The sequence below is a fragment of the Streptomyces asiaticus genome (assembly GCF_018138715.1).
Classification (GTDB): Bacteria; Actinomycetota; Actinomycetes; order Streptomycetales; family Streptomycetaceae; genus Streptomyces; species Streptomyces asiaticus.
The window spans coordinates 8,991,087-9,011,121 of sequence record NZ_JAGSHX010000006.1 but is presented as its reverse complement, the minus strand read 5'-3'; the positions used below and the strand labels follow the sequence as shown (position 1 = coordinate 9,011,121).

Sequence of the window (20,035 nt, the reverse complement as noted above, 5' to 3'; positions counted from 1 at the left end):
AGTACGTGCTCATCACACAGTGTCTACAGAACGACTTCTTCCTCAATCTGGACTGCCAGTTGTCCCTGCCGGACAGCGCGGTCTCCAAGCTGCTGCTGGACAGCGAGAGCGGTGCGTCCCTCCGCACGGAGGGCCACCGCCGGGTTCTGTCCGAGGCGGAGCTGCTCCGTTCGCCACTGGCCCGCTTCCTCGACGCCACCGTGGGCTCCCGGATGCGCGGCCACGGGGACGGGGTCCTGCATCTGATCAACATCCGTGACTGGCATGTCCCGGGAGAGGCGTACGACCTGGAGCGCAGGCAGTACGGTGCGCATTGCGAGGCCGGCACCTGGGGGGCGGCGTACGTCGACGGGCTCACGGACGTGCTGGCCCCGGATCTGCGCGCGCCCGCGGACGCCGAGGACGGCTGGGGCGGGAGACTCCGCGTCCACCATGTGCGGTCCAACACCCTCTTCGACTTCCAGCACAGCTCCGGCGGACGTCCCGACCTCAGCGAACCGGCGCCGCTGACGACGCTGCTGGACGGTCTGCTGGGCGACGGACGGCAGGAGACCACGCATGTCGTGGTGATCGGTGTCCTCACCGACATCAAGGTCCAGCTGCTGCTGACCGGTATCCGCTCCCGCTACGACGTGCGGCAGCTCGTCGTCTCGGACGCGCTCACCGCCAGCAGGACCCTGGAGCGCCATCTGATGGCCCTGGACTTCTGCCAGCGTGTGCTGCACACGGAGGTGATGATCGGTCTGGCGGAGCTGGCCCGTTTCCTGGGCTCGCGGCCGGACGACGACCGGCCGCTGTCCCGTGGCGGGGACGCGGAGTTCGTGGGCTACTCCTCGTACATCCAGGACAAGCAGGGCATCCTGTCCTACGAGGACGCCAGGATGCGGGACTATCGCATCCAGACCGCGGAACGCCTCCGGCGAGCGCAGCACACGGTGGGCTTCGCCAGCACGTTCCTGCTGGGGCTGGGCACTTGTCTGCTGGCCAGCGCGCTTCTGCTGTCGCTCGTCGGGGTCTTCCTCCCGGACCGTATCGGGTGGCAGAGCCCCGCCGTGCTCGGCGCGCTCGGGGTGGGGCAGATCGTCACGTTGTTCTTCGCCCGGCCGGTCCGGTCGGTGCAGGACGCGCTGGCGGAGGAGACCCGCTACCGGATGATCCTGGAGAGCCGCAGTCTGAAGGTGGCCCTGGCCCGCTTCCACATCACCACGGCGGCCGCGCTCAGACGGCATGACGATGTCGAGGGACAGACCGACGCCCTGGCCCGGCAGTTGGAGATCCTGGAGAAGATGGACACGGCCGATTTCGAACAGCTGAAGCAGCTGGGGGTGGACCCGCGCACCGAGTCGCCCGGGGCGGGCCGCCCCCGCAGAAGGAGCCGCTCACAGGCCTCCTGACCACCTCGTCCGGCCGTCCGGCTGAGCGGCCCCGGCCGTCAGGCCTGGACCACCGGTGCCTGGAGTTCCGTGACCCACTCGTCGCGGTTCTCCGGGCACTCCAGGTTGATCTCCCGGGGATAGCCGGCCGACCGGTAGCCGTTGCCGTCGATCCAATGGGCCAGGGCCTGGGCCGTGGGCACCACCGCGTCCATCGGGCCACGGTGCACGATGGTCGCGGCCCGGTCGACGGGCGGCAGATCGAGGATCCTCAGGTCCGCACCGTCCCGGAGCGGGGCGGAGACCTGGACGGCGGCGTGCACGGTCACGGCGCCACCGCCTTCCGGGGCGTCCTCGTAGTACGCGACACCGGGGCCCGTCGGGGTGATGCCCGCCGTGTCGAGGCGCCGGAACAGCTCGTCGTAGAGGGGTGTGATGACCGGGCCGATGTCCTGGGGGTCGAAACCGGCGGCGGTGGCGGTGAGCTCCGCGACCCGCACCGCGGGGAGGGTCTTGATGACGACGTCGTTCGTGGGCATGTGCCCCTCGCTCTCGATCGACCGGAGCCTCGCCTCGACCTGCACCAGCCGTGCCGCCGTGGCGGCCACCGTGGCCTCCAGCTCGGCCCGCCGCAGCCGCAGCATGCCGCGCAGCTCCTCGGTGCCGACCTTGTCGTCCACGATGTCCCGCACCTGCTGGAGGGTGAAGCCGAGCTCTTTCAGCGCGATGATCCGGTTCAGCCGGCTGAGCTGGGCGGCCGAGTAGGAGCGGTATCCGGTGGCGGGGTCGACATGGGCCGGGCGCAGCAGTCCGGTGGCGTCGTAGTGGCGCAGCATCCGGACCGAGACGCGGCCGTGCCGGGCGAAGTCTCCGATGGTGAACATGATGGCTCCGAGTTCAGCGCCTGACACGGTGTGAGGGTCAAGGGGCGGCCGGATCAGTCCGGCAGCCCCCTGGCCAGCAGAACGGCGCCGTGCAGTGACGACAGCCCGCCCAGTGTCGCAGCCCGGACCGGTGGCAGCGGATGCCCCGGCCGCTCCAGTGCCGTCGTGCGCTCGGCCACCATCGCCACGAGCTCCGGCATCGCCGCGGCGAACCCTCCGCCGATCAGCACGAGCGAGGGACGGACCAGCTCGCACACACCGGCCACGGCCGTGGCCAGGGCCCGGCCACTCTCCCGCAGCGCCGCCACGGCCCACTGCTTGCCGTCCCGCACGGCCTCGCGCAGCGCGGTGAAGGCCACCTCCTCGCCCCGCCGACGCGCCGCCCGGCGCAGGGTCGCCGGGCCCGAGGCCGCCGCCTGGACGCAGCCGCGCCGGCCGCAGTCGCACAGCGGTCCGTCGCGGTCCACGATCAGATGGCCGACCTCGCAGGAGCCGCGGCCCACACCGGGGACGGGCTTTCCGTTCAGCACGATGCCACCGCCGATCCCGGTGCCGACGCCGAGGTAGAGCAGATCGGGGCAGGCCGCTTCGTGTGCTTCGGCGAGGGCGGCCAGATCACCGTCGTCGGCGCAGCGCACCTCGGCCTCGCCGAAGAGCGCGGACAGCGCGCTCCGCAGCTCGACTCCGGCCCAGCCGGGGCGGCCGGGCCAGGCGGTGACCGTGCCGGTGGCGTCGAGGGTGGCGGGCAGCGCGACTCCGACGCCGGTGAGCCGCTCGGGCTCGCACAGCTCCCTGATGTGCCGCGCCAGCAGCTCCAGGTCGCGGGTGGCGCCGCCGGATGTGATGGCGTCCGTACCGTCCGGCTCCGCCCAGCGGAAGGTGGATTCGCGGATGCTCAGGTCGTCGTGTTCGAGGCGCAGCGCCACTTTGGTGCCGCCCACGTCGATTCCCAGATGACTGATGGTCGCCTCCCGGCTCGTCAGCCTTCGCGGTGTGGGGTGACGGCGTGGCGGGCGCTCAGTCCGGCACCTTTTCGAGCAGGGCGCGTGCGGCGAGCCGATAGCCCACGGCGCCGAGCCCGAAGATGACGCCCGCGGCCAGCGGTCCGGTCACCGACTCATGGCGGAACTGCTCACGGGCCCAGACATTCGACAGATGCACTTCTATCCAGGGCCGCGGATAGTTGGCCAGCGCGTCCCTAAGACCCCATCCGGCCATCATGAGGGCGGCCGGATTGATGATGGCGCCGACCGTGTCGTAGTTCCCCTGAATGGTTTGGATGATCTCGGCTTCGCCATCGAACTGGTAGGAATCCACTTTCCAGCCGCGCTCCGCGACCTCTTCTCCGACCCAGCGCTCGATGTCCTGCAACGTATCCGTGCCATAGATCTCGGGCTGGCGCTTCCCGAGGATGCCGAGATTGGGCCCGTTCACCAACAACAGCCTGCTCACTGCGCACCTCACCATGTGGGATCGGCTGAATTACAGCGGCTCATCATGGAAGTGCCATTTATAGCACGGCACCCTTGGCCTGGGCGTGGGAGTTTGGTCAACCGCGCTTTTAAGGGGGCTATAGGGGGGCCCTGAGGGGGAATGACGTTTCGCCCGCCGTCCGGTTAGCGTGCTAATGCGTCCGCCGCGGACCTGCCTCCATAACGCATTAAGGGAGTAGGGAAATCATGAGCAATGATGTGCGACTGGGATCCGAGCTGCCCGCATGGCCGCAGTACGGCGACGAGGAGCGCGAGGCCCTGATCCGGGCCCTGGATCAGGGGCAGTGGTGGCGCATCGGGGGCGGTGAGGTCGATGCCTTCGAGGCGGAGTTCGCCGCGGCCCATGGCAGCGAGCACGCCCTGGCGGTCACCAACGGGACACACGCGCTGGAGCTCGCCCTCGAGGTGCTCGGCGTCGGCGCCGGCTCCGAGGTGATCGTTCCCGCGTTCACCTTCATCTCCTCCTCGCAGGCCGCGCAGCGGCTGGGCGCGGTGGCCGTTCCGGTGGACGTGGACCCGGACACGTACTGCATCGATCCGTCGGCGGTCGAGGCGGCCATCGGTCCGAAGACCCGCGCGATCATGCCGGTGCACATGGCGGGTCAGATGTGCGACATGGACGCCCTGGACAAGCTGTCCGCCGACTCGGGGGTGCCGCTGATCCAGGACGCGGCCCACGCCCACGGGGCGCGATGGCGCGGCAAGAGGGTCGGTGAGCTGGGCTCGGTCGCGGCGTTCAGCTTCCAGAACGGCAAGCTGATGACCGCGGGTGAGGGTGGCGCCGTGCTCTTCCCCGACGCCGAGATGTACGAGAAGGGCTTCGTCCGGCACAGCTGTGGACGCCCGCGCACCGACCGCGGCTACTTCCACCGCACCTCGGGCTCCAACTTCCGGCTGAACGAGTTCTCCGCCTCGGTGCTGCGCGCCCAACTCGCCCGTCTCGAGGACCAGATCACCACGCGGGAGCAGCGCTGGCCGGTGCTGAACCGGCTGCTCGCCGAGATCCCCGGGGTCGTACCGCAGTCGCGCGACGACCGCGGCGACCGCAACCCGCACTACATGGCGATGTTCCGGGTGCCGGGCATCACCGAGGAGCGTCGCGCCAAGGTCGTCGACATGCTCATCGAGCGCGGGGTGCCCGCGTTCGTCGCCTTCCGCGCGGTCTACCGTACGGCCGCCTTCTGGGAGGTCGCGGCGCCGGATCTGACGGTGGACGAACTCGCCCGCCGCTGCCCGCACTCCGAGGCGCTCACCCGCGACTGCATATGGCTGCACCACCGAGTGCTGCTGGGAAGCGAGGAGCAGATGCACGAAGTGGCCGCCGTCGTCGCCGACGTGCTCGCGGGCGCATGAGCGGCCCGCATATCGGCGAGACGCCGATCCGGACCGCCGTGGTGGGGCTGGGATGGGCGGCCCGCTCGATCTGGCTGCCCCGGCTCCTCCGCAACCCCGCCTTCACCGTGACCGCCGCGGTGGATCCCGACGAGCGCGGCCGCGCGGCCGTGGCCGAGGCGGAGGGCACGAGCCGGTTACCGGTGCTGGCGGCGGTCCATGACCTCGATCCCGCCGAGGTGGATCTGGCCGTGGTCGCGGTGCCCAACCATCTGCACTGCGCGGTCGCCGGCGAGCTGCTGGCCAAGGGGATTCCGGTGTTCCTGGAGAAGCCGGTGTGCCTGACCTCGGAGGAGGCCGAGCGGCTGGCCGCCGCGGAGCGCTCCGGTGGCGCGGTGCTGCTGGCCGGCAGCGCGGCACGCTACCGCGCCGATGTGAGCGGGCTGTACCGGATCGCCGCCCGGCTGGGCCATATCCGCCATGTCGAACTCGCCTGGGTGCGGGCGCGCGGCGTACCCGACCGGGGCGGCTGGTTCACCCAGCGGTCACTCGCGGGCGGCGGGGCGCTGGTCGACCTGGGCTGGCATCTGTTCGACATCGCGGTTCCGCTGCTGGGCACCGCCGCGTTCCGGCACGCCATCGGCACCGTGTCCTCCGACTTCATCACCCAGCGGTCCTCGCGGGCCGCGTGGCGCGGCGACGACGGCGGCCCGGCGCTCCCGGGCACCGCCGAGGGCACCACCGATGTCGAGGACACCGCGCGCGGGTTCCTCATCACCGACGACGGCCGTTCGGTCGTACTGCACGCGAGCTGGGCCTCGCACGAGGAGCTGGACACCACCCGGGTCACGATTGACGGCAGCGGCGGCAGCGCGACCCTGCGCTGCACCTTCGGATTCAGCCCGAACCGCCTCGAGAGGTCCACCCTGACCCGCACCGTCGACGGTACGACCCGCCCGGTGGCCGTACCCACCGAACCGATCGGCACCGAGTACGACCGGCAGCTCGACATGCTTCCCGCACAGTTGCGCGACCCGGCGGGGCGCGGGCGGGCGATCGAGGAGGTCCGCCGGACCATCGGCGCCATCGAACGGGTCTACACCTCGGCCCGGATCCCCCGGGAGGTCCGGGAGTCGGCGCCGGTGTGAACCGCGCCCCGCCTCCTGGGTTCCGCCGTCGCCATTTCCTTCCACGGACCGCATTTCCGGTCCGCGTTCCACGGACCGCATCCGAGACCCGGACCGGCGGTCCGCCGTACCAGCCGTGCCCGCACTACGGGAGTGCTCAATGACCAGCCATCCGATCAGCCACGACGGCCCGCCCTCCGGCGCGGGTATCGCCCCGATCACCTCGGTGGTCTTCGACCTCGACGGTGTTCTCGTCAACAGCTTCGCGGTGATGCGCGAGGCGTTCACCCTCGCCTACGCCGAGGTCGTCGGCCACGGTGAGCCGCCCTTCGAGGAGTACAACCGCCATCTGGGCCGCTACTTCCCCGACATCATGCGGATCATGGGTCTTCCGCTGGAGATGGAGGGCCCGTTCGTCCGCGAGAGCTACCGGCTCGCCCACCTGGTGGAGATGTTCGACGGTGTGCCCGAGCTGCTGTCGGAGCTGCGCCACCGCGGACTGCGGCTCGCGGTGGCCACCGGGAAGAGCGGCCCGCGGGCGCGCTCGCTGCTCAACACCCTGGGAATTGATGGGCAGTTCGATGTGATCCTCGGCTCCGACGAGGTGGCCAGGCCCAAGCCCGCGCCGGACATCGTGCTGAAGGCGATGGAGGTCATGGGCTCGGACCCCGACCGGACCGTGATGGTCGGGGACGCGGTGACCGACCTGGCCAGCGCGCGGGGGGCCGGGATCACCGCCGTGGCCGCGATGTGGGGCGAGACCGATGAGAAGACCCTGCTCGCGGCGGAGCCCGATGTGATCCTGCACAAGCCGTCCGAACTGCTGTCGCTGACGGTTCCCTAGGTTCGCCGAGGCTCGTCGCGTTCCGCAGGACTCGCGTCCCGTACGTCACCAGCCGCGCAGGCGGTGACATACGGGACACGGCGGGCAGCCGCTGATGAGCCGCCACCCGCCGCGCCCCGCGTCATCGCTTGGGCTCAGCCCGCCAACCGCACAGGGTCCGCGGCCTTTTCCGCCGCGGCCAGCAGTGCGTTGATGTCCTCGCGGGCGCGGGCCACACGGGAACGTACGGTGCCGATGGGGCAGCCGGTGGCGGTGGCGGCGTCCGCGTACGGCAGGCCGAGCACCTTGGTCAGGAGGAACATCTCACGGCGGGCCGGGGCGAGCGCCGCCAGCAGATCCATGAGGGCGACCCCCTCGTCGAACCCGGGGAGCCCGATGGGCTGCGCCCGTTCGGCCACCTCCTGCCAGTCTTCCGCGTCCAGGGTGCGGGGACGGGCGGCGGCCATGCGGTAGCGGTCGACGACCACACGGCGGGCGATCGACAGCAGCCACGTCCGGGCCGACGAGCGGCCCGCGAAGCGCGACAGCCCGGTCAGCGCCCGCAGATACGTCTCCTGGGCGAGGTCCTCACAGCCGTGGGGATCGGCGCTGAGGTGGAGTACGAAGCGGCGCACATCGCGGTAGGTGGCGCGGATGAAGTGGTCGACCGCGTCACGGTCGCCGTCACGAGCGGCCAGCGCCCATTCGGTGACCTCGCGGTCGTTCGCCGCGGTGGCGAAGCCGTGCCCGTGCACGGGCACGGGCTGCACGGCTCTTCTCGGCGCGGCGGACAGCGTAGGGGAAGGCATCGTCAAACGTCCTTCGGAAGGCGGTGGACGGCACACCGGCATGCGCCACCGAGGCTCGCGAGGACGCGGCGGGGCGGCGAGGGGCAGGCGGTACCGACGGATGGGGCCGACGCCGGACAGGCGCCGGTTACTCCGCCCGTCACCGGCGCTCACCCCGAATCGGGGCGGTGCCCTCAGACCTGATCAGGGCCCCACATCGCGTCAGGGCCCCACATGGGGCAGACCCCAGACCGGGGCAGACCCCAGACCGGGGCGGACCCCACATCGGAGCAGGGGAAGGACGGGCGGTTCAGCAGACGGCGAACCGCGCCGGTGGCCCTCTGCGGAGGATGACGTGCCGTAGCAGGACTCCGCGCAACTGGCGGGCGACGGCCGGTGCGGACGGCCACGCGGGCAGCGGAGTGGCATCCGCGCCCAGGATGCGCAGGGCGAGGACGAGCGGGACGAACAGCAGGGCCGCGAGCGCACGGCCGAGCCGGAACACGGCCCGCTCACCGCGCCACAGCCACCATCCGCAGATCAGCGCGGCGAGAAGGTGGGCCGTGGCCATGCCCGGCCCGCCCGGACCCGCCCAGGGCCACGACAGATGGCCCATGGACGGCGCGGTGGCGGACATCGGGTCCGCGCCATGGTGCATATGGCCCATGGCGGCGCCGCTCATCGGGGCGGCGCCCATGTCCCGCATTCCCGGCCGCCCGCCGCCCGTGGCGCCTCCCGCCACGGGAGCGGCTGTCGCCTCCGCGAACCGGAACGCCATGTGCAGACCGAGTTGCGCGACCACCGTCGCACCGGTCACGACCAGCGCACCGCGCTCGCGCCCGGTGACCCACCACGCGGCGGCCGTCGTCCCGGCGAACGCGGCGGCCACGGCCCACACCGGCAGGGTGTCACCGGACATCAGCGTGTGTCCGAGCGCCGTCACCACGACGCACACCGCCGCGAACACGGCGGCTCGTGCGAGGCGGAAGGGTGGCCCGGCGGACATGGCAGCCATGGTGCCAGCCGCCGTCGGCGTGCGTGACGGTGGCTCAATCTTCATCACGCGGGTGATAAGCGTGGCCGTGAACCGCCGCCACCTGGCCTCCGTGAGCCAGCTCACAGAAGATGCCCGGAACTCATCCATGTGTTCCTCCGACGACTCAACCGGCGCTGCCAGCAATGCGGCCGCCTCCCGCCGTCGCCCCCGAACCAGGAGTCGTCCATGTCCGCTGAACCCCTCGCCCCGGCCACGGGCGACTCCCCGGACGATGCCGCCGGCAAGGAGCAGTACTCCCCCACCGGACCCGGCGGGGCCGGGCCGGGTGGCTCCGTATGGGCCGCCCTGCGGCCGCTGGTGCTGCGGCTGCACTTCTACGCGGGCGCACTGGTCGCGCCGTTCCTGCTGGTCGCGGCCGTGACCGGGCTGCTGTACGCCGGATCGTTCCAGGCCGAGAAGCTGGTCTACGGACATGAGCTGCGCGTCCCCGTGGGCGATCGCGAACTGCCCGTCTCCCAGCAGGTGGCAGCCGCACGCAAGGCCCACCCGGAGGGTGAGATCAGCGCCGTACGCCCCTCCCCCGAGGACGGCGCCACCACCCGGGTGCTGCTCTCCGGCGTCAAGGGTGTCGATCCCGACCACACGCTGGCCGTCTTCGTCGACCCGTACACCGGGAAGGTGTGCGGGGCGCTGGAGCAGTACGGCTCCAGCGGCGCCCTTCCGCTGCGTACCTGGATCGATGAATTCCACCGCGATCTGCATCTCGGGCAGACCGGCCGCCTCTACAGCGAACTCGCCGCCAGCTGGCTGTGGGTCATCGCGCTCGGTGGTGTGGTGCTCTGGCTCAGCCGTCGCCGTAAGAAGCGCACGCTGCGGGCGGTCGCCCTGCCCGAGCGCGCCGCCACCGGCCGCAGGCGCACCATGTCCTTCCACGGCGCGGCCGGGCTGTGGGTGGCGCTGGGGCTGGTGTTCCTGTCCGCCACCGGTCTGACCTGGTCCACCTACGCGGGTGCCCATGTGGAGGACCTGCGCACCGCCATCGGCCAGACCACCCCGACCGTTTCGGCCACCGTCGGCGGTGGCGAACACGCCGGACACCACATGGGCTCCGGCTCGATGCCGGGGATGGACATGGGCGGTACGGACGAGAAGGCCGGGCACACCGCCGATGTGGGCCTGGACACCGTTCTGCGGGCCGCCCGCGCCAAGGACCTGGACGACCCCGTCGAGATCGTGCCGCCCGCCGAGCCGGGCAGTGCGTATGTCGTCAGCCAGATCCAGCGCAGCTGGCCCGAGAAGCAGGACTCGGTGGCCATCGATCCGGCCACGGGCGAGGTGACCGACGTCCAGCGGTTCGCCGACTATCCGGTGCTCGCCAAGCTCACCCGCTGGGGCATCGACCTCCACACCGGAAACCTCTTCGGCCTCGTCAACCAGATCGCTCTGGCCGCTCTCGCGCTCACGCTGATCCTCCTGATCGTCTGGGGCTACCGCATGTGGTGGCAGCGCGGCCGCGCCTCCGCGTTCGGGCGCCCGATCCCGCGCGGCGCGTGGCGACGGGTGCCGGTGTATGTCCTCCTCCCCCTGGCCACGGTCATCGCCGTGATCGGCTACTACCTGCCCCTGCTCGGCATCCCGCTCGCCGCCTTCCTGGCCGTCGACATCCTCATGGGCGAGATCGCCCGCCGACGCGGCACCACCACATCCGCCACCTGAGCCGACGGGTCCGAGTCACCGGCCGCCGTTTGCCACCTTGGCAAGCTGGTTTGCCCCGCTCCAGGGCAGGCTCGCAGGGTGGACCGTGGAGGTGGTCAAGGTGACCGATGAGCTGGAGAACGCCTACGACGTGGTGGTGATCGGCGGCGGCGCCGCGGGGCTGAGCGGGGCGCTGATGCTGGCCCGGGCGCGGCGCTCGGTGGTCGTGATCGACGCGGGCGCCCCGCGCAACGCCCCGGCCTCGGGGGTGCACGGACTGCTGGCCCGGGACGGGATCCCCCCGGCCGAGCTGGTGGAGCGGGGCCGGGCCGAGGTCCGCGCCTACGGCGGTCAGGTGGTGTCCGGCGAGGTGGGCACCGTGGCCCGGGAGGAGTCCGGGTTCCAGGTGACCCTGACCGACGGCCGGAGCGTCCGCGCACTCCGGCTGCTGCTGGCCACCGGGCTGGTCGACGAGTTGCCGGACGTCCCCGGGCTGCGGTCCCGGTGGGGCCGGGATGTGGTGCACTGTCCGTACTGCCACGGCTGGGAGATCCGCGACCAGGCCATCGGCGTCCTGGGGAGCGGGCCGCTGTCGGTGCACCAGGCGATGCTCTTCCGGCAGTGGAGCGACGACGTCACCTTCTTCTCCCACACTTCGCCGGTGCCGACCGGCGAGGAGGCGGAGCACATGGCCGCCCGTGGCATCCGCGTGGTGGACGGCGAGGTGGCGTCCCTGGAGATCGTCGAGGACCGTCTCGTCGGTGTGCGCCTGCGCGATGGCGACGTGGTCAAGCGCGAGGCCCTGGCCGTCGCGTCCCGGATGGTGGCGCGCACCGGCTTCCTGGCGGCGATCGGGCTGCGGCCGGTGGCACATCCGAGTGGCGCCGGTGAGCACATCCCGTCGGACGCGACCGGACGCACCGATGTGCCCGGGGTGTGGGTCGCGGGCAATGTCACCGATCTGTCCGCCCAGGTGGGTGCCGCCGCGGCGGCGGGCGCGACCGCGGGCGCCCATATCAACGCGGATCTGATCGCCGAGGAGACCCGACAGGCGGTCGCCGCGGCCCGGGCCCGCGACGAGGTGGCGTTCTCCGCGGAGGTGGAGTCGCGGGTCTGCGAAGCGGTGTTGGGCGACCGCCGCCACGGCCTGTGACACGCGGTGTACGGCCACCCACCACCGCCGGGCGGGGTCAGTAGACGGTGAGGCCGTAGGCGCTCAGCACCTCCTGGATCGGCTGGTAGAAGGTGGTGCCTCCGGAGGCGCAGTCCCCGGAGCCGCCCGAGAGAATGCCGATGATCTTGTCGCCCGCGTAGAGCGGACCACCGCTGTCGCCCGGCTCGGCACAGATATTGGTCTGGATGAGGCCGTAGACGATGTCACCGCCGCCGTAGTTGACGGTCGCGTTGAGCGCGGTGACCACACCGCACCGGACACCGGTGGTGGCACCCCGGCGGCAGACCTGCTGGCCGACGTGGGCGGTGGCGGTCCCGGTGATGTCGACGGTCCCCACGGTCCCGGGGTGCGGAACGGCCGTGTTGGTGTACCGGACGACGCCGTAGTCGTCGCCCGGGAAGCTGGTGCCGGCCGTCGGGCCGACCGGAGTGGCCGTACCGGAGCCGGTGTACCAGGTGGCGTTGGTATCGGCGCAATGGCCGGCGGTGACGAAGTAGTACGTGGCGCCGCTCTGCACATTGACCCCCGCGGAGCAGCGCACCCCCGTGGAGGAGTAGATCCCGTCGCCACCGGAGAGGAGGGTCCGCAGCGGGCCACCGAGCCGCTCGACGGTGACGGCGCCGCCGAACCGCTCGGCGGTGCGGTCGAGCCTGGCCAGGTCGGCGCCCCGTACCGTGGAGCCGGCAAGGACACGCAGCGTTCCGGTGCGCTCGTCCACGGTCCAGGCGGTGCCCGGGACATCCAGGGACTCCACGGCCGAGGCGGCACCTGACACGGGCGTTGACGCGGACGGGGACGTGGCGGTGGACGCGGAGGAGGCGGCCGCACTCGTGCCGGCCGTCGCGAGGGCCGCCGTGACGAACAGACCGGACACCGCGGCGATCAACCGGAATCGACCACGTCTTCTGGTACGGCGCGCTGTTCTCACCCTAACCTCCTTGAAAGGGGCGGTAGTTGGTCCAGCCGCCTCATTGTGCCCGTACCCGGACGGACACGTAACCCACCGCCCCGCGCCATCGCGGACCACCCTTGATCGGCACACCGATCGATCACGCGATGCCGCGGGCTCCCCGCCAACCACGACGGGAGGAGTGTTATAAATGCCGATATGAGCAGACACGCTCGTCCGGCCCGGAGGCGGCTGGGGCCCCTGCCGCATCTGCGCAGCGTCGCCGGGCAGGCGTTCATCCTGCAGCTTCTGCTGATCCTGGTTCTGGTGACCGCCGCGGTGGTGGCCGTCGTCGCGGACGCCCGGGCTCATGGCACGGCCGACGCCCGTCGGCGATCACTCGCGGTCGCCGAGACCTTCGCGCACGCTCCCGGCATGGCCCGGGCCATGAGCGGCGACAAACCGACATCGGCGCTGGAGTCGCATGCCGAGGCGGCACGGAAGCGCTCCGGCGTCGACAGCGTCGTCGTGTTCGACGCTCGTGGCATCCGCCTCACCCACCCCGAAACCCCCTTGATCGGCAAGCGGATCGTCGGACCCGCCGGGCTGATCCGGGACGAACTGCACGGAAAGACGATCTCGCAGGCCTTCCGGGCCAGCCAGGGCCCGTCCGTCGTCTCGGCGGTCCCCGTCACCAGGGCCGATGGCACTTTCCTCGGCGGAGTGTCGGTCGGAGTCAAGATCCAGAGCGTGCACAGCACGGTGGACCGCCGGCTGCCGATGCTGATCGGCAGCAGCGCCGGGGCGCTGGCCCTGGCCACGGGCGGGGCGGCGCTGCTGAACAGGCGGGTGCGGCGGCAGACCCACGGCCTGGGCACCGCGCAGATGACGCGGATGTACGAACACCATGACGCGGTGTTGCACTCGGTCCGGGAAGGTGTGCTGGTCCTGACGGCGGACAAGCGGCTGCTGCTCGTCAACGACGAGGCCCGGGAGCTGCTCCGGCTGGCTCCGGACGCGGAGGGGCGCCATGTCGGCGCGCTCGGCCTCGAACCCCATCTCACAGCGCTGCTGACGTCGGAACGGCACGTCACGGACGAGGTGCACTCCTGCGGGGAGCGGCTGCTGTCGGTCAATATGCGGTGCACGGGCACTATGCGGTCCACGGGCCGTGCGGGCACCCCCGCCGGAAGCGTGGTGACGCTGCGGGACACCACCGCGCTGCGGGTGCTCTCCGACCGGGCGGTGGAGACGGGCGAGCGGCTGAAGCTGCTGTCCGACGCCGGTGTGCGGATCAACTCCACCCTGGAGCTGACGGGCACCGCCGAGAAGCTGGTGGACGTGGCCGTCCCCCGGTTCGCCGACATCGTCGCCGTCGAGTTGCTGGACCCCGTACTGCGCGGCGAGGAGCCCGAACCGCCGTACGAGCCCCTGGCACCGCACCGGACCGCCGTCGGCGGGGCACCCGCCGAAGCCCCCCTCTTCCGCGTGGGCGAGCGGGTCGTCTACGCCCCCTCCACACCGCAGAGCCGGGCCGTGCGGACCGGAGCCGCCGTCCTCCTCCAGGCCGATCCGACCAGTACCGGCGAGTGGCCGACCGGGGAGGCCCGGCGCCTCCTCGACCACGGGATCCGCTCGCTGATCACCGTTCCGCTGCGGTTCCGCGGTGTCACCCTGGGCCTCGCCACCTTCTGGCGGGCCCGGCACCGTGCGCCGTTCGGCGAAACGGATCTGGCGATCGCCGGGGAGCTGGCCGTGCGCACCGCCGTCTGCGTCGACAACGCCCGCCGCTACACCCGCGAACACACCATGGTGACCGCCCTCCAGCGCACCCTCCTTCCCGGCGGTCTGCCCGATCAGGACGCCGTGGAGGCGGCGGCCCGCTATCTGCCCGCGCCGGGCGGGACGGGCGGAAGCTGGTTCGATGTGATTCCCCTTCCCGGCGCCCGGGTCGCGCTGGTGGTCGGGAAGGTCGCCGGGCAGGGTCTGCACGCCGCGGCCACGATGGGCCGGCTGCGCACGGCGGTGCAGAACTTCACCGCCCTGGACGTGCCACCGGATGAGCTCCTCTCCCATATGGACGAGCTGGTCACCCGTCTCGACCTGGAGCACGACGCCGACGCGCACGGCATCCGCATCACCGGCGCCGGCTGCCTGTACGCGATCCACGACTCGGTGTCGGGCCATTGCACCGTGGCCCGGGCCGGCGATCCGGGCCTCGCCCTGGCCCACCCCGACGGCACCGTGGACATCCCCGCGGTGCCGGTCTCCCCACCCCTCGGCCTGGGCGGGGAACGCTTCGAGGCGGTCGGCCTCTCGCCGCCGGCCGCAAGCCGCCTGGTGCTGTACACCAACGGTCTCCTCGAAGGCCACGACCGGACCACCGGCACCGGGCTTGGCCTGCTGCGCCGCACCCTCACGGCCGAGCCGGACCTCGATCCGGACGCGACCTGCGGGAGCCTGTTCCAGACCGTTCTGCCACCTCACCCGAGCGACGATGTCGCCCTGCTGGTGGCCCGCACCCGCCTGCTCGACCCGGAGAACGTGGCCGAGTGGGATGTGCCGTTCGACCCGGCGGCGGTCGCCCCGCTGCGCGCCGCCTGTGCCCAGCGGCTACGGGCGTGGGGCCTGGAGGACGCCGTGTGCACCGCCAAGCTGATCATCAGCGAACTGATCACCAACGCCCTGCGGTATGGCGCCCCTCCCTTGCACATACGGCTGCTGCGCGACCGCGGTCTGGTCTTCGAGGTCTCCGACGGCAGCAGCACGGCACCCCATATGCGCCGCGCCGCGACCACCGACGAGGGCGGGCGCGGACTGTTCCTCGTCGCCCAGTTCGCCCAGCGCTGGGGCACCCGCTACACCCCGCACGGCAAGGTCCTCTGGGCCGAGACACCCCTGGACGGCCGCTGAGCGCGGCAGACCACGCACGCGTCCTCCGCAACTCCACGCAGAGGACGATGAGTTGACAATCCCGGCAGGCAACCGACGGGTAGGGGCTTGGCTTTCCCCACCCCGGTGATCGAGACTGTGATCATGCACCAGGGACAGGGCCGCCGAGAGTACATCGTGACGTCCGACCCCGAGGCGGTGTCCCGCGTGCGGGCCTCCCTGCTGCGCACCCTGCCGGTGGCCGCGTGGGCCGGGGTGGCCGGTGCCGCCGTCATCGTCGCGGCCATGGTCCTCCTCCTCGTCACCCTCGGCCCCAGCGCCTCCCAGCTCTGGGTGCTGGTGTTCGCCTGGCCGGCGGTGTTCTTCCTCTACGACGCCAGGCGCCGGTTCGCCGCCCTGCGGCGCCTGAAGCGGACCTGGGCGGTGAAGGAGGTATCCCCCGTGGCGATGCGCCTCTCCCCCGACGGCCTGCGCTGCGCCATCGACGCCGCCCCCGACCCCGTCGTCCTCCCCTGGTCCGCGATCGCCCAGGTGCGGATCAAGGGCCAGGGCCTCAGCTCGGTCCGGGTCGACCTCACCCCCGGCGTGTCCGCCACCACCCCCGGAGTCAGCGGCCTGGACCAGCCCGAGGCCCGCACACGCATGCGCCGCACCTGGAAGGGCCGGACCCGGCTGGGTTTCGCCGTCTACGCCCTCCGCGAGCCCCTCACCGACATCAACCAGGCACTCGGGCACTTCTCGAACGGGCGAATCGGCATCCGCTGACGCGGGGGCGCGGGGCGCACCGAGCCACGTTGCGTGCTGTTCCAGGGGTGGGTTTCATGGAATGAGAGACATCCGTACGGCGAGTATCAGCTGGGAACGGAACCTCATGAGCAAGGTCGTCCGAAACCCTGAAGGAAGGGTACGTCCGCCCAACGCTCCTTGGTACACGTTGTATCCCCGTCGGGCGTTCTCCCGCTTCGGCGGCGGCGTGGGCAGACGCTGGCGAGCCTTCAGGACCAACCGGGAGGCGAGCCGCAGCATCCTTCCGAACCGGAGTTGGCGCGGATGGCGGCCCACCTTCGGCCGCCTCGTGCGCGCCTACGCCTATGCCGGGACGGCTCTCCTGGCCCTGTGGCTGGCAGCGGCCATCTACGACTCGGTCAACGGGGAGAGAACCTGGTTCCACACCATGCAGTGGAGCACGTGGTTCACCACCGCCACCCGGGTCATCGGACCGTTCCTCGCGGCCTCCTTCGTCCTGACGCTCTTCCTGATCTACTGGTACCACAAGACCAAGAAACCGCTGGTCGACAAGGCGAGATCGGCACCGCACGATCTGGTCCCCACCGCGGGAACGCTCATCGACCGGATCGTCGGGCGCCGGGAGCTCTCCCAGGTCATCGCCCAGACACTGCGCAACCGCAGAACGCGCCGGCCTTATCTGCTCGTCGGCGGGGTGGGGGTGGGCAAGACCGCGGTGCTGGTCGAGCTCACACACATGCTGGCCCAGCAGGCTGCCGTTCCCGTGCCCATACGCCTTCGTGACATGGACGCCGAAGGGGATCTGGACTTCGAGAAGATGGCCCGGCGCCGCCTGGCGGAGGAAGCGGATCAAGGGGTACTGGCCAGCGGCCAGTTCGACAAGACCTGGCGGCAATTGCGGCTCGACGACAAGGCCGTCGTCATCGCCGACGGGCTGGAGGAGGCGCTTCTCGACAAGGACCACCGGGACGACCGCGACAACATCATCCGCCGGGCCATCGACCGGGCGGCCCGGCAGAAGCTGCCCCTGGTCATCGCCTCCCGCCCGCATCCGCCCCTGGAGGGCACACGGGCCGTGATCGCCGACTTGGAGCCGCTGAGCGAGGAGGCGGCGCTGGAGTACCTGGTGAGAGACTTCTCCGAGGTCGATGAGCGCCGTCTGGACTGGATCGTGGAGACGGCCAACGTGTCGGACTCGCCGAGCTATCTGCAGATCGCCCGGCTGCTCCAGGAACGCGGGCTGCTGGAACACATGACCCTGCGCGAGGAATCGGACCGGCTGGACACCCGTAGCCATGACTGCGCCACCCTCAGGCTCTGGCTCCTGGACACCTACCGGAGGGCAGTCGAGGACGGGCTTCTGTTCGACGATCTGGTGATGGACCGTCAGGAGCGCCAGGAGACCATACGAGTGATCTCCGCCCTCGCCTGCCTGGGGCTTGTGCGGGACAGCCTGGAGGTGACCTTTGACGAGCTGGTCGAGACGTGCACGGAAGACGAGGACGGCCGCCGGGAGCCCAGGGACGGGCGTCTGCCGGTCTCCGAGAGGCAACGCGCCGCCATCTGGAAGGCGCTCGTCAACGAGTTCGATCACACGGCGCATTGGCTCGAACCCGCAGAACATCCGAACGCATGCAAGACCGAATTTTCCCGGTTCGCCAATAATGGACAGATGCTCGGGCTGGTGATGGCCCACGAGAACAAGGTGCGTTTCCCGCACAGCATCATCCAGGCATATCTGGGATATCGCCTGCTGTACCGTATGGACGACGATCAGATACGTCAGGTCATCGAGCCCGCCCTGCACAGCCCGGGACCTGCCCGCGAATTGCTGATCGCGCTGGTACTTCTTTCCCGTCATCGGGCGGCGACCGGCCGCGCCCAGCCGGCTGCCGCACCGCGCCCCGCTCCCGGCCATACCCCGGCCCATACCCATGCCCATGCCCATGCCCATGCCCATACGAACGAACGCGAAAAGCTTTCCAGCATCCTCCGCGAAGCCGCCAAGGGCCGGCAGGACCCCAAGTACTTCGATCTCTATTCCGCGGCCCTGGACATCGACAGCGTGGATCCCGAATCCGAGCAGACCGAGATCGCCGATGAACTCCTCTCCGCCTGGCCCGGGCTGACGATCAGAGGTGACCAGCGAACCGTCGAGGAGGCGAAGCTCAAGCTGGTGCACCACTTCGGAGCGGCCCTCCGCGAAGTGGACCGCCGCAGGTCGGGCCGGCGCAGATCGGACCGGCGCTCCACACAACCGCCCGAGGCGTCACGACGTTTGCCGTACAGCCAGTTTTTCGACATCGGAACCCACGAGCCCTCCCATCCGGTCCGGATCGCCATTACTCAGGAAATAAGCTCGGGCGGCGACACGGCCTTCAGCGCTCTACGGAAACACTTCCCCTTGGGGACCGATCCCGTACTGCAGTATCTGAGGAAGACACGCCAGGCGAAACGGAAATTGAATGACGATTACACTAAGTGGCTGGAAAGCGGTGATCACGAGCCCATCAGCCCCGGCGAAGCGCGGCGGCGAGAACAGGAGCACGCCCGATTCGTGGCGGACTACGAGAATGACAGGGCCAGATGGTGGCGGCACTTCGCCCTGAGAGCCTGGCTCCTTCCCATGATGGTCGGCTCCGTCTCCGAGAAGTACCGCGACGAGGCGAAGGAGCGGTTGGAAATCTGGTTGCAGCACCTCGCGCCCGCCACCCGCCTCCGCAGCCCCGTGATGCCTCATGCTCCGCACACAGCGCCGGACCTGCCCCTTTCGCTGGAGAACGCGCTCGCCCGGGGCTTCAAGAACGCCGCCAACCGCAGACGACGCCATCCCGACGTCTGTGACGAGACCCTCGCCTATCTCGTCAAGCAGGCCGAGAAGATGCTGACGCGCAGCCGCTGCTGGTATGCGCAACTCACCCTGTTGCACGCTTTGTGCCTGTGGTCGCTTCCGGACGCCATCGGACGCCCGCCCGGGCCGGACACGACCGAGCGGCACCGGCAGGGCCAGGCGCGGACGGCATCCACGGATCAGGTCCCGGACGGCGACACGGGCTCACCGATCCAAGGGGCCGACCCCGTGCGATCGGTGGCCCGTTGGCTTTCGACGGCCGGCACCGCATTTGACACGCCCACTCCGACCAGCGCCCATCCCGGACACCAGGCCGACAGGCTTCTGCATCCGTTCGTCGCCGAGGCCGGTGACCTGGTGACCCTGGCCCTCGAGACCGGACATCCCGAGCGCTTCCTGTGGATCGATGAGAACCGGGCCATCTACAACGTCGGCTCCAGCCCGGCCGACCCCGAGCGCTACCGCAAGCACAATCTGTGGATCGCCCCATCGGTGGGCTGGAGCACCCTGCATCCGCGGGCCCAGCGCCTGGTCGCCGACGTCCTCGTCATGCTCAATCTCACGGAGCGCAACGGTAACCCCGACGAGATCGAAGAACGTCTGAGGAGGGCTACCAAGGACACGCTTCCACCCTGTCTCACGCATGATCGCAGCCCGCTCCACCCCGAGCACAGCATCGGCCGGGCGGACGGCAATGAGCCCGGGGCCACCTGCCTGCCCACCTGCCACTTCCGCCTGTGCCCCTACCCTCCCAAGGGCGGGAGGACCCAGACGGAGATGGAGGAGCCCTTCTGCCGGCAGCAGCAGGCGCTCCTTCACAGCCGCTTTCGCTGGCGGCCCCCCGCCGTCAGCCGCCACACGGCTCCGTGGGTGAGCATCCCCATCAGGGAGCTGCACGGCTTCTGGGAGCAGATGGCCAACCGCAACCGCAAGTCCACTGGTCAGGAACCCCGCGTCTTCTGATCGCCGA

Annotated in this window: 15 protein-coding genes; 9 read left to right on the top strand and 6 right to left on the bottom strand. The window is 70.8% G+C overall.

The genetic code is table 11. The features are described from left to right. Nucleotides 1-5 precede the first annotated feature (5 nt). Nucleotides 6-1,394 (top strand): hypothetical protein, encoded by a 1,389-nt coding sequence (locus tag KHP12_RS45865; protein WP_211834591.1) that lies wholly within the window; start codon nt 6-8, stop codon nt 1,392-1,394. Nucleotides 1,395-1,432: 38 nt separating this feature from the next. Here KHP12_RS45865 and KHP12_RS45860 read toward each other — a convergent pair whose 3' ends face one another. The 3 genes from KHP12_RS45860 to KHP12_RS45850 form a co-directional block, all read right to left on the bottom strand. Further along, a complete protein-coding gene (locus KHP12_RS45860) occupies nt 1,433-2,257 on the bottom strand; it encodes a MerR family transcriptional regulator (protein ID WP_086884440.1) in 825 nt (274 codons plus the stop codon). Nucleotides 2,258-2,310: 53 nt separating this feature from the next. Then, the gene (locus KHP12_RS45855; protein ID WP_308017031.1) at nt 2,311-3,198 is read right to left on the bottom strand and encodes an ROK family protein; all 888 of its coding nucleotides are present in this window, start codon (nt 3,196-3,198) and stop codon (nt 2,311-2,313) included. 76 nt (nt 3,199-3,274) lie between these two features. Next, entirely contained in the window at nt 3,275-3,709 is a 435-nt protein-coding gene (locus KHP12_RS45850; RefSeq protein ID WP_037956014.1) for a type II 3-dehydroquinate dehydratase, read from the bottom strand. Between the two features lie 227 nt (nt 3,710-3,936). Between KHP12_RS45850 and KHP12_RS45845 the strand changes: the two genes are divergently transcribed. The 3 genes from KHP12_RS45845 (at nt 3,937) to KHP12_RS45835 (ending at nt 7,053) form a co-directional block, all read left to right on the top strand. After that, nucleotides 3,937-5,103, top strand: a complete 1,167-nt coding sequence (locus tag KHP12_RS45845) for a DegT/DnrJ/EryC1/StrS family aminotransferase (protein WP_037956011.1) — start codon at nt 3,937-3,939, stop codon at nt 5,101-5,103. After that, on the top strand, nt 5,100-6,230 hold the full coding sequence (locus tag KHP12_RS45840; protein ID WP_211834590.1) for a Gfo/Idh/MocA family protein: 1,131 nt from the start codon (nt 5,100-5,102) through the stop codon (nt 6,228-6,230). The genes KHP12_RS45845 and KHP12_RS45840 overlap by 4 nt, the downstream gene beginning before the upstream one ends. A gap of 139 nt (nt 6,231-6,369) precedes the next feature. Further along, on the top strand, nt 6,370-7,053 hold the full coding sequence (locus tag KHP12_RS45835) for an HAD-IA family hydrolase (protein ID WP_211834589.1): 684 nt from the start codon (nt 6,370-6,372) through the stop codon (nt 7,051-7,053). A 134-nt stretch (nt 7,054-7,187) separates the two neighbouring features. On the opposite strand, the gene KHP12_RS45830 is transcribed toward KHP12_RS45835, so the two are convergent. Beyond that, nucleotides 7,188-7,841, bottom strand: a complete 654-nt coding sequence (locus KHP12_RS45830) for a sigma-70 family RNA polymerase sigma factor (RefSeq protein WP_208653170.1) — start codon at nt 7,839-7,841, stop codon at nt 7,188-7,190. 289 nt (nt 7,842-8,130) lie between these two features. Continuing rightward, entirely contained in the window at nt 8,131-8,826 is a 696-nt protein-coding gene (locus tag KHP12_RS45825; protein WP_244203198.1) for a hypothetical protein, read from the bottom strand. Between the two features lie 216 nt (nt 8,827-9,042). Between KHP12_RS45825 and KHP12_RS45820 the strand changes: the two genes are divergently transcribed. Continuing rightward, nucleotides 9,043-10,533 (top strand): PepSY-associated TM helix domain-containing protein, encoded by a 1,491-nt coding sequence (locus tag KHP12_RS45820; RefSeq protein ID WP_086884444.1) that lies wholly within the window; start codon nt 9,043-9,045, stop codon nt 10,531-10,533. Nucleotides 10,534-10,633: 100 nt separating this feature from the next. After that, the gene (locus KHP12_RS45815) at nt 10,634-11,665 is read left to right on the top strand and encodes an NAD(P)/FAD-dependent oxidoreductase (protein WP_208653171.1); all 1,032 of its coding nucleotides are present in this window, start codon (nt 10,634-10,636) and stop codon (nt 11,663-11,665) included. A gap of 37 nt (nt 11,666-11,702) precedes the next feature. On the opposite strand, the gene KHP12_RS45810 is transcribed toward KHP12_RS45815, so the two are convergent. After that, a complete protein-coding gene (locus KHP12_RS45810; RefSeq protein ID WP_308289559.1) occupies nt 11,703-12,569 on the bottom strand; it encodes a S1 family peptidase in 867 nt (288 codons plus the stop codon). Nucleotides 12,570-12,794: 225 nt separating this feature from the next. Here KHP12_RS45810 and KHP12_RS45805 point away from each other — a divergent pair, with 225 nt between their 5' ends. The 3 genes from KHP12_RS45805 to KHP12_RS45795 all read left to right on the top strand — a co-directional run bounded on the left by KHP12_RS45805 (nt 12,795) and on the right by KHP12_RS45795 (nt 20,028). After that, nucleotides 12,795-15,488 carry a SpoIIE family protein phosphatase gene (locus KHP12_RS45805; protein WP_211834587.1) on the top strand — a complete coding sequence of 898 codons (2,694 nt, stop codon included), beginning with the start codon at nt 12,795-12,797 and terminating at the stop codon, nt 15,486-15,488. A 123-nt stretch (nt 15,489-15,611) separates the two neighbouring features. Further along, nucleotides 15,612-16,232 carry a hypothetical protein gene (locus KHP12_RS45800; RefSeq protein WP_143678321.1) on the top strand — a complete coding sequence of 207 codons (621 nt, stop codon included), beginning with the start codon at nt 15,612-15,614 and terminating at the stop codon, nt 16,230-16,232. Nucleotides 16,233-16,542: 310 nt separating this feature from the next. Next, the gene (locus tag KHP12_RS45795) at nt 16,543-20,028 is read left to right on the top strand and encodes an NACHT domain-containing protein (protein WP_308289536.1); all 3,486 of its coding nucleotides are present in this window, start codon (nt 16,543-16,545) and stop codon (nt 20,026-20,028) included. The last annotated feature ends 7 nt before the right edge of the window (nt 20,029-20,035 follow it).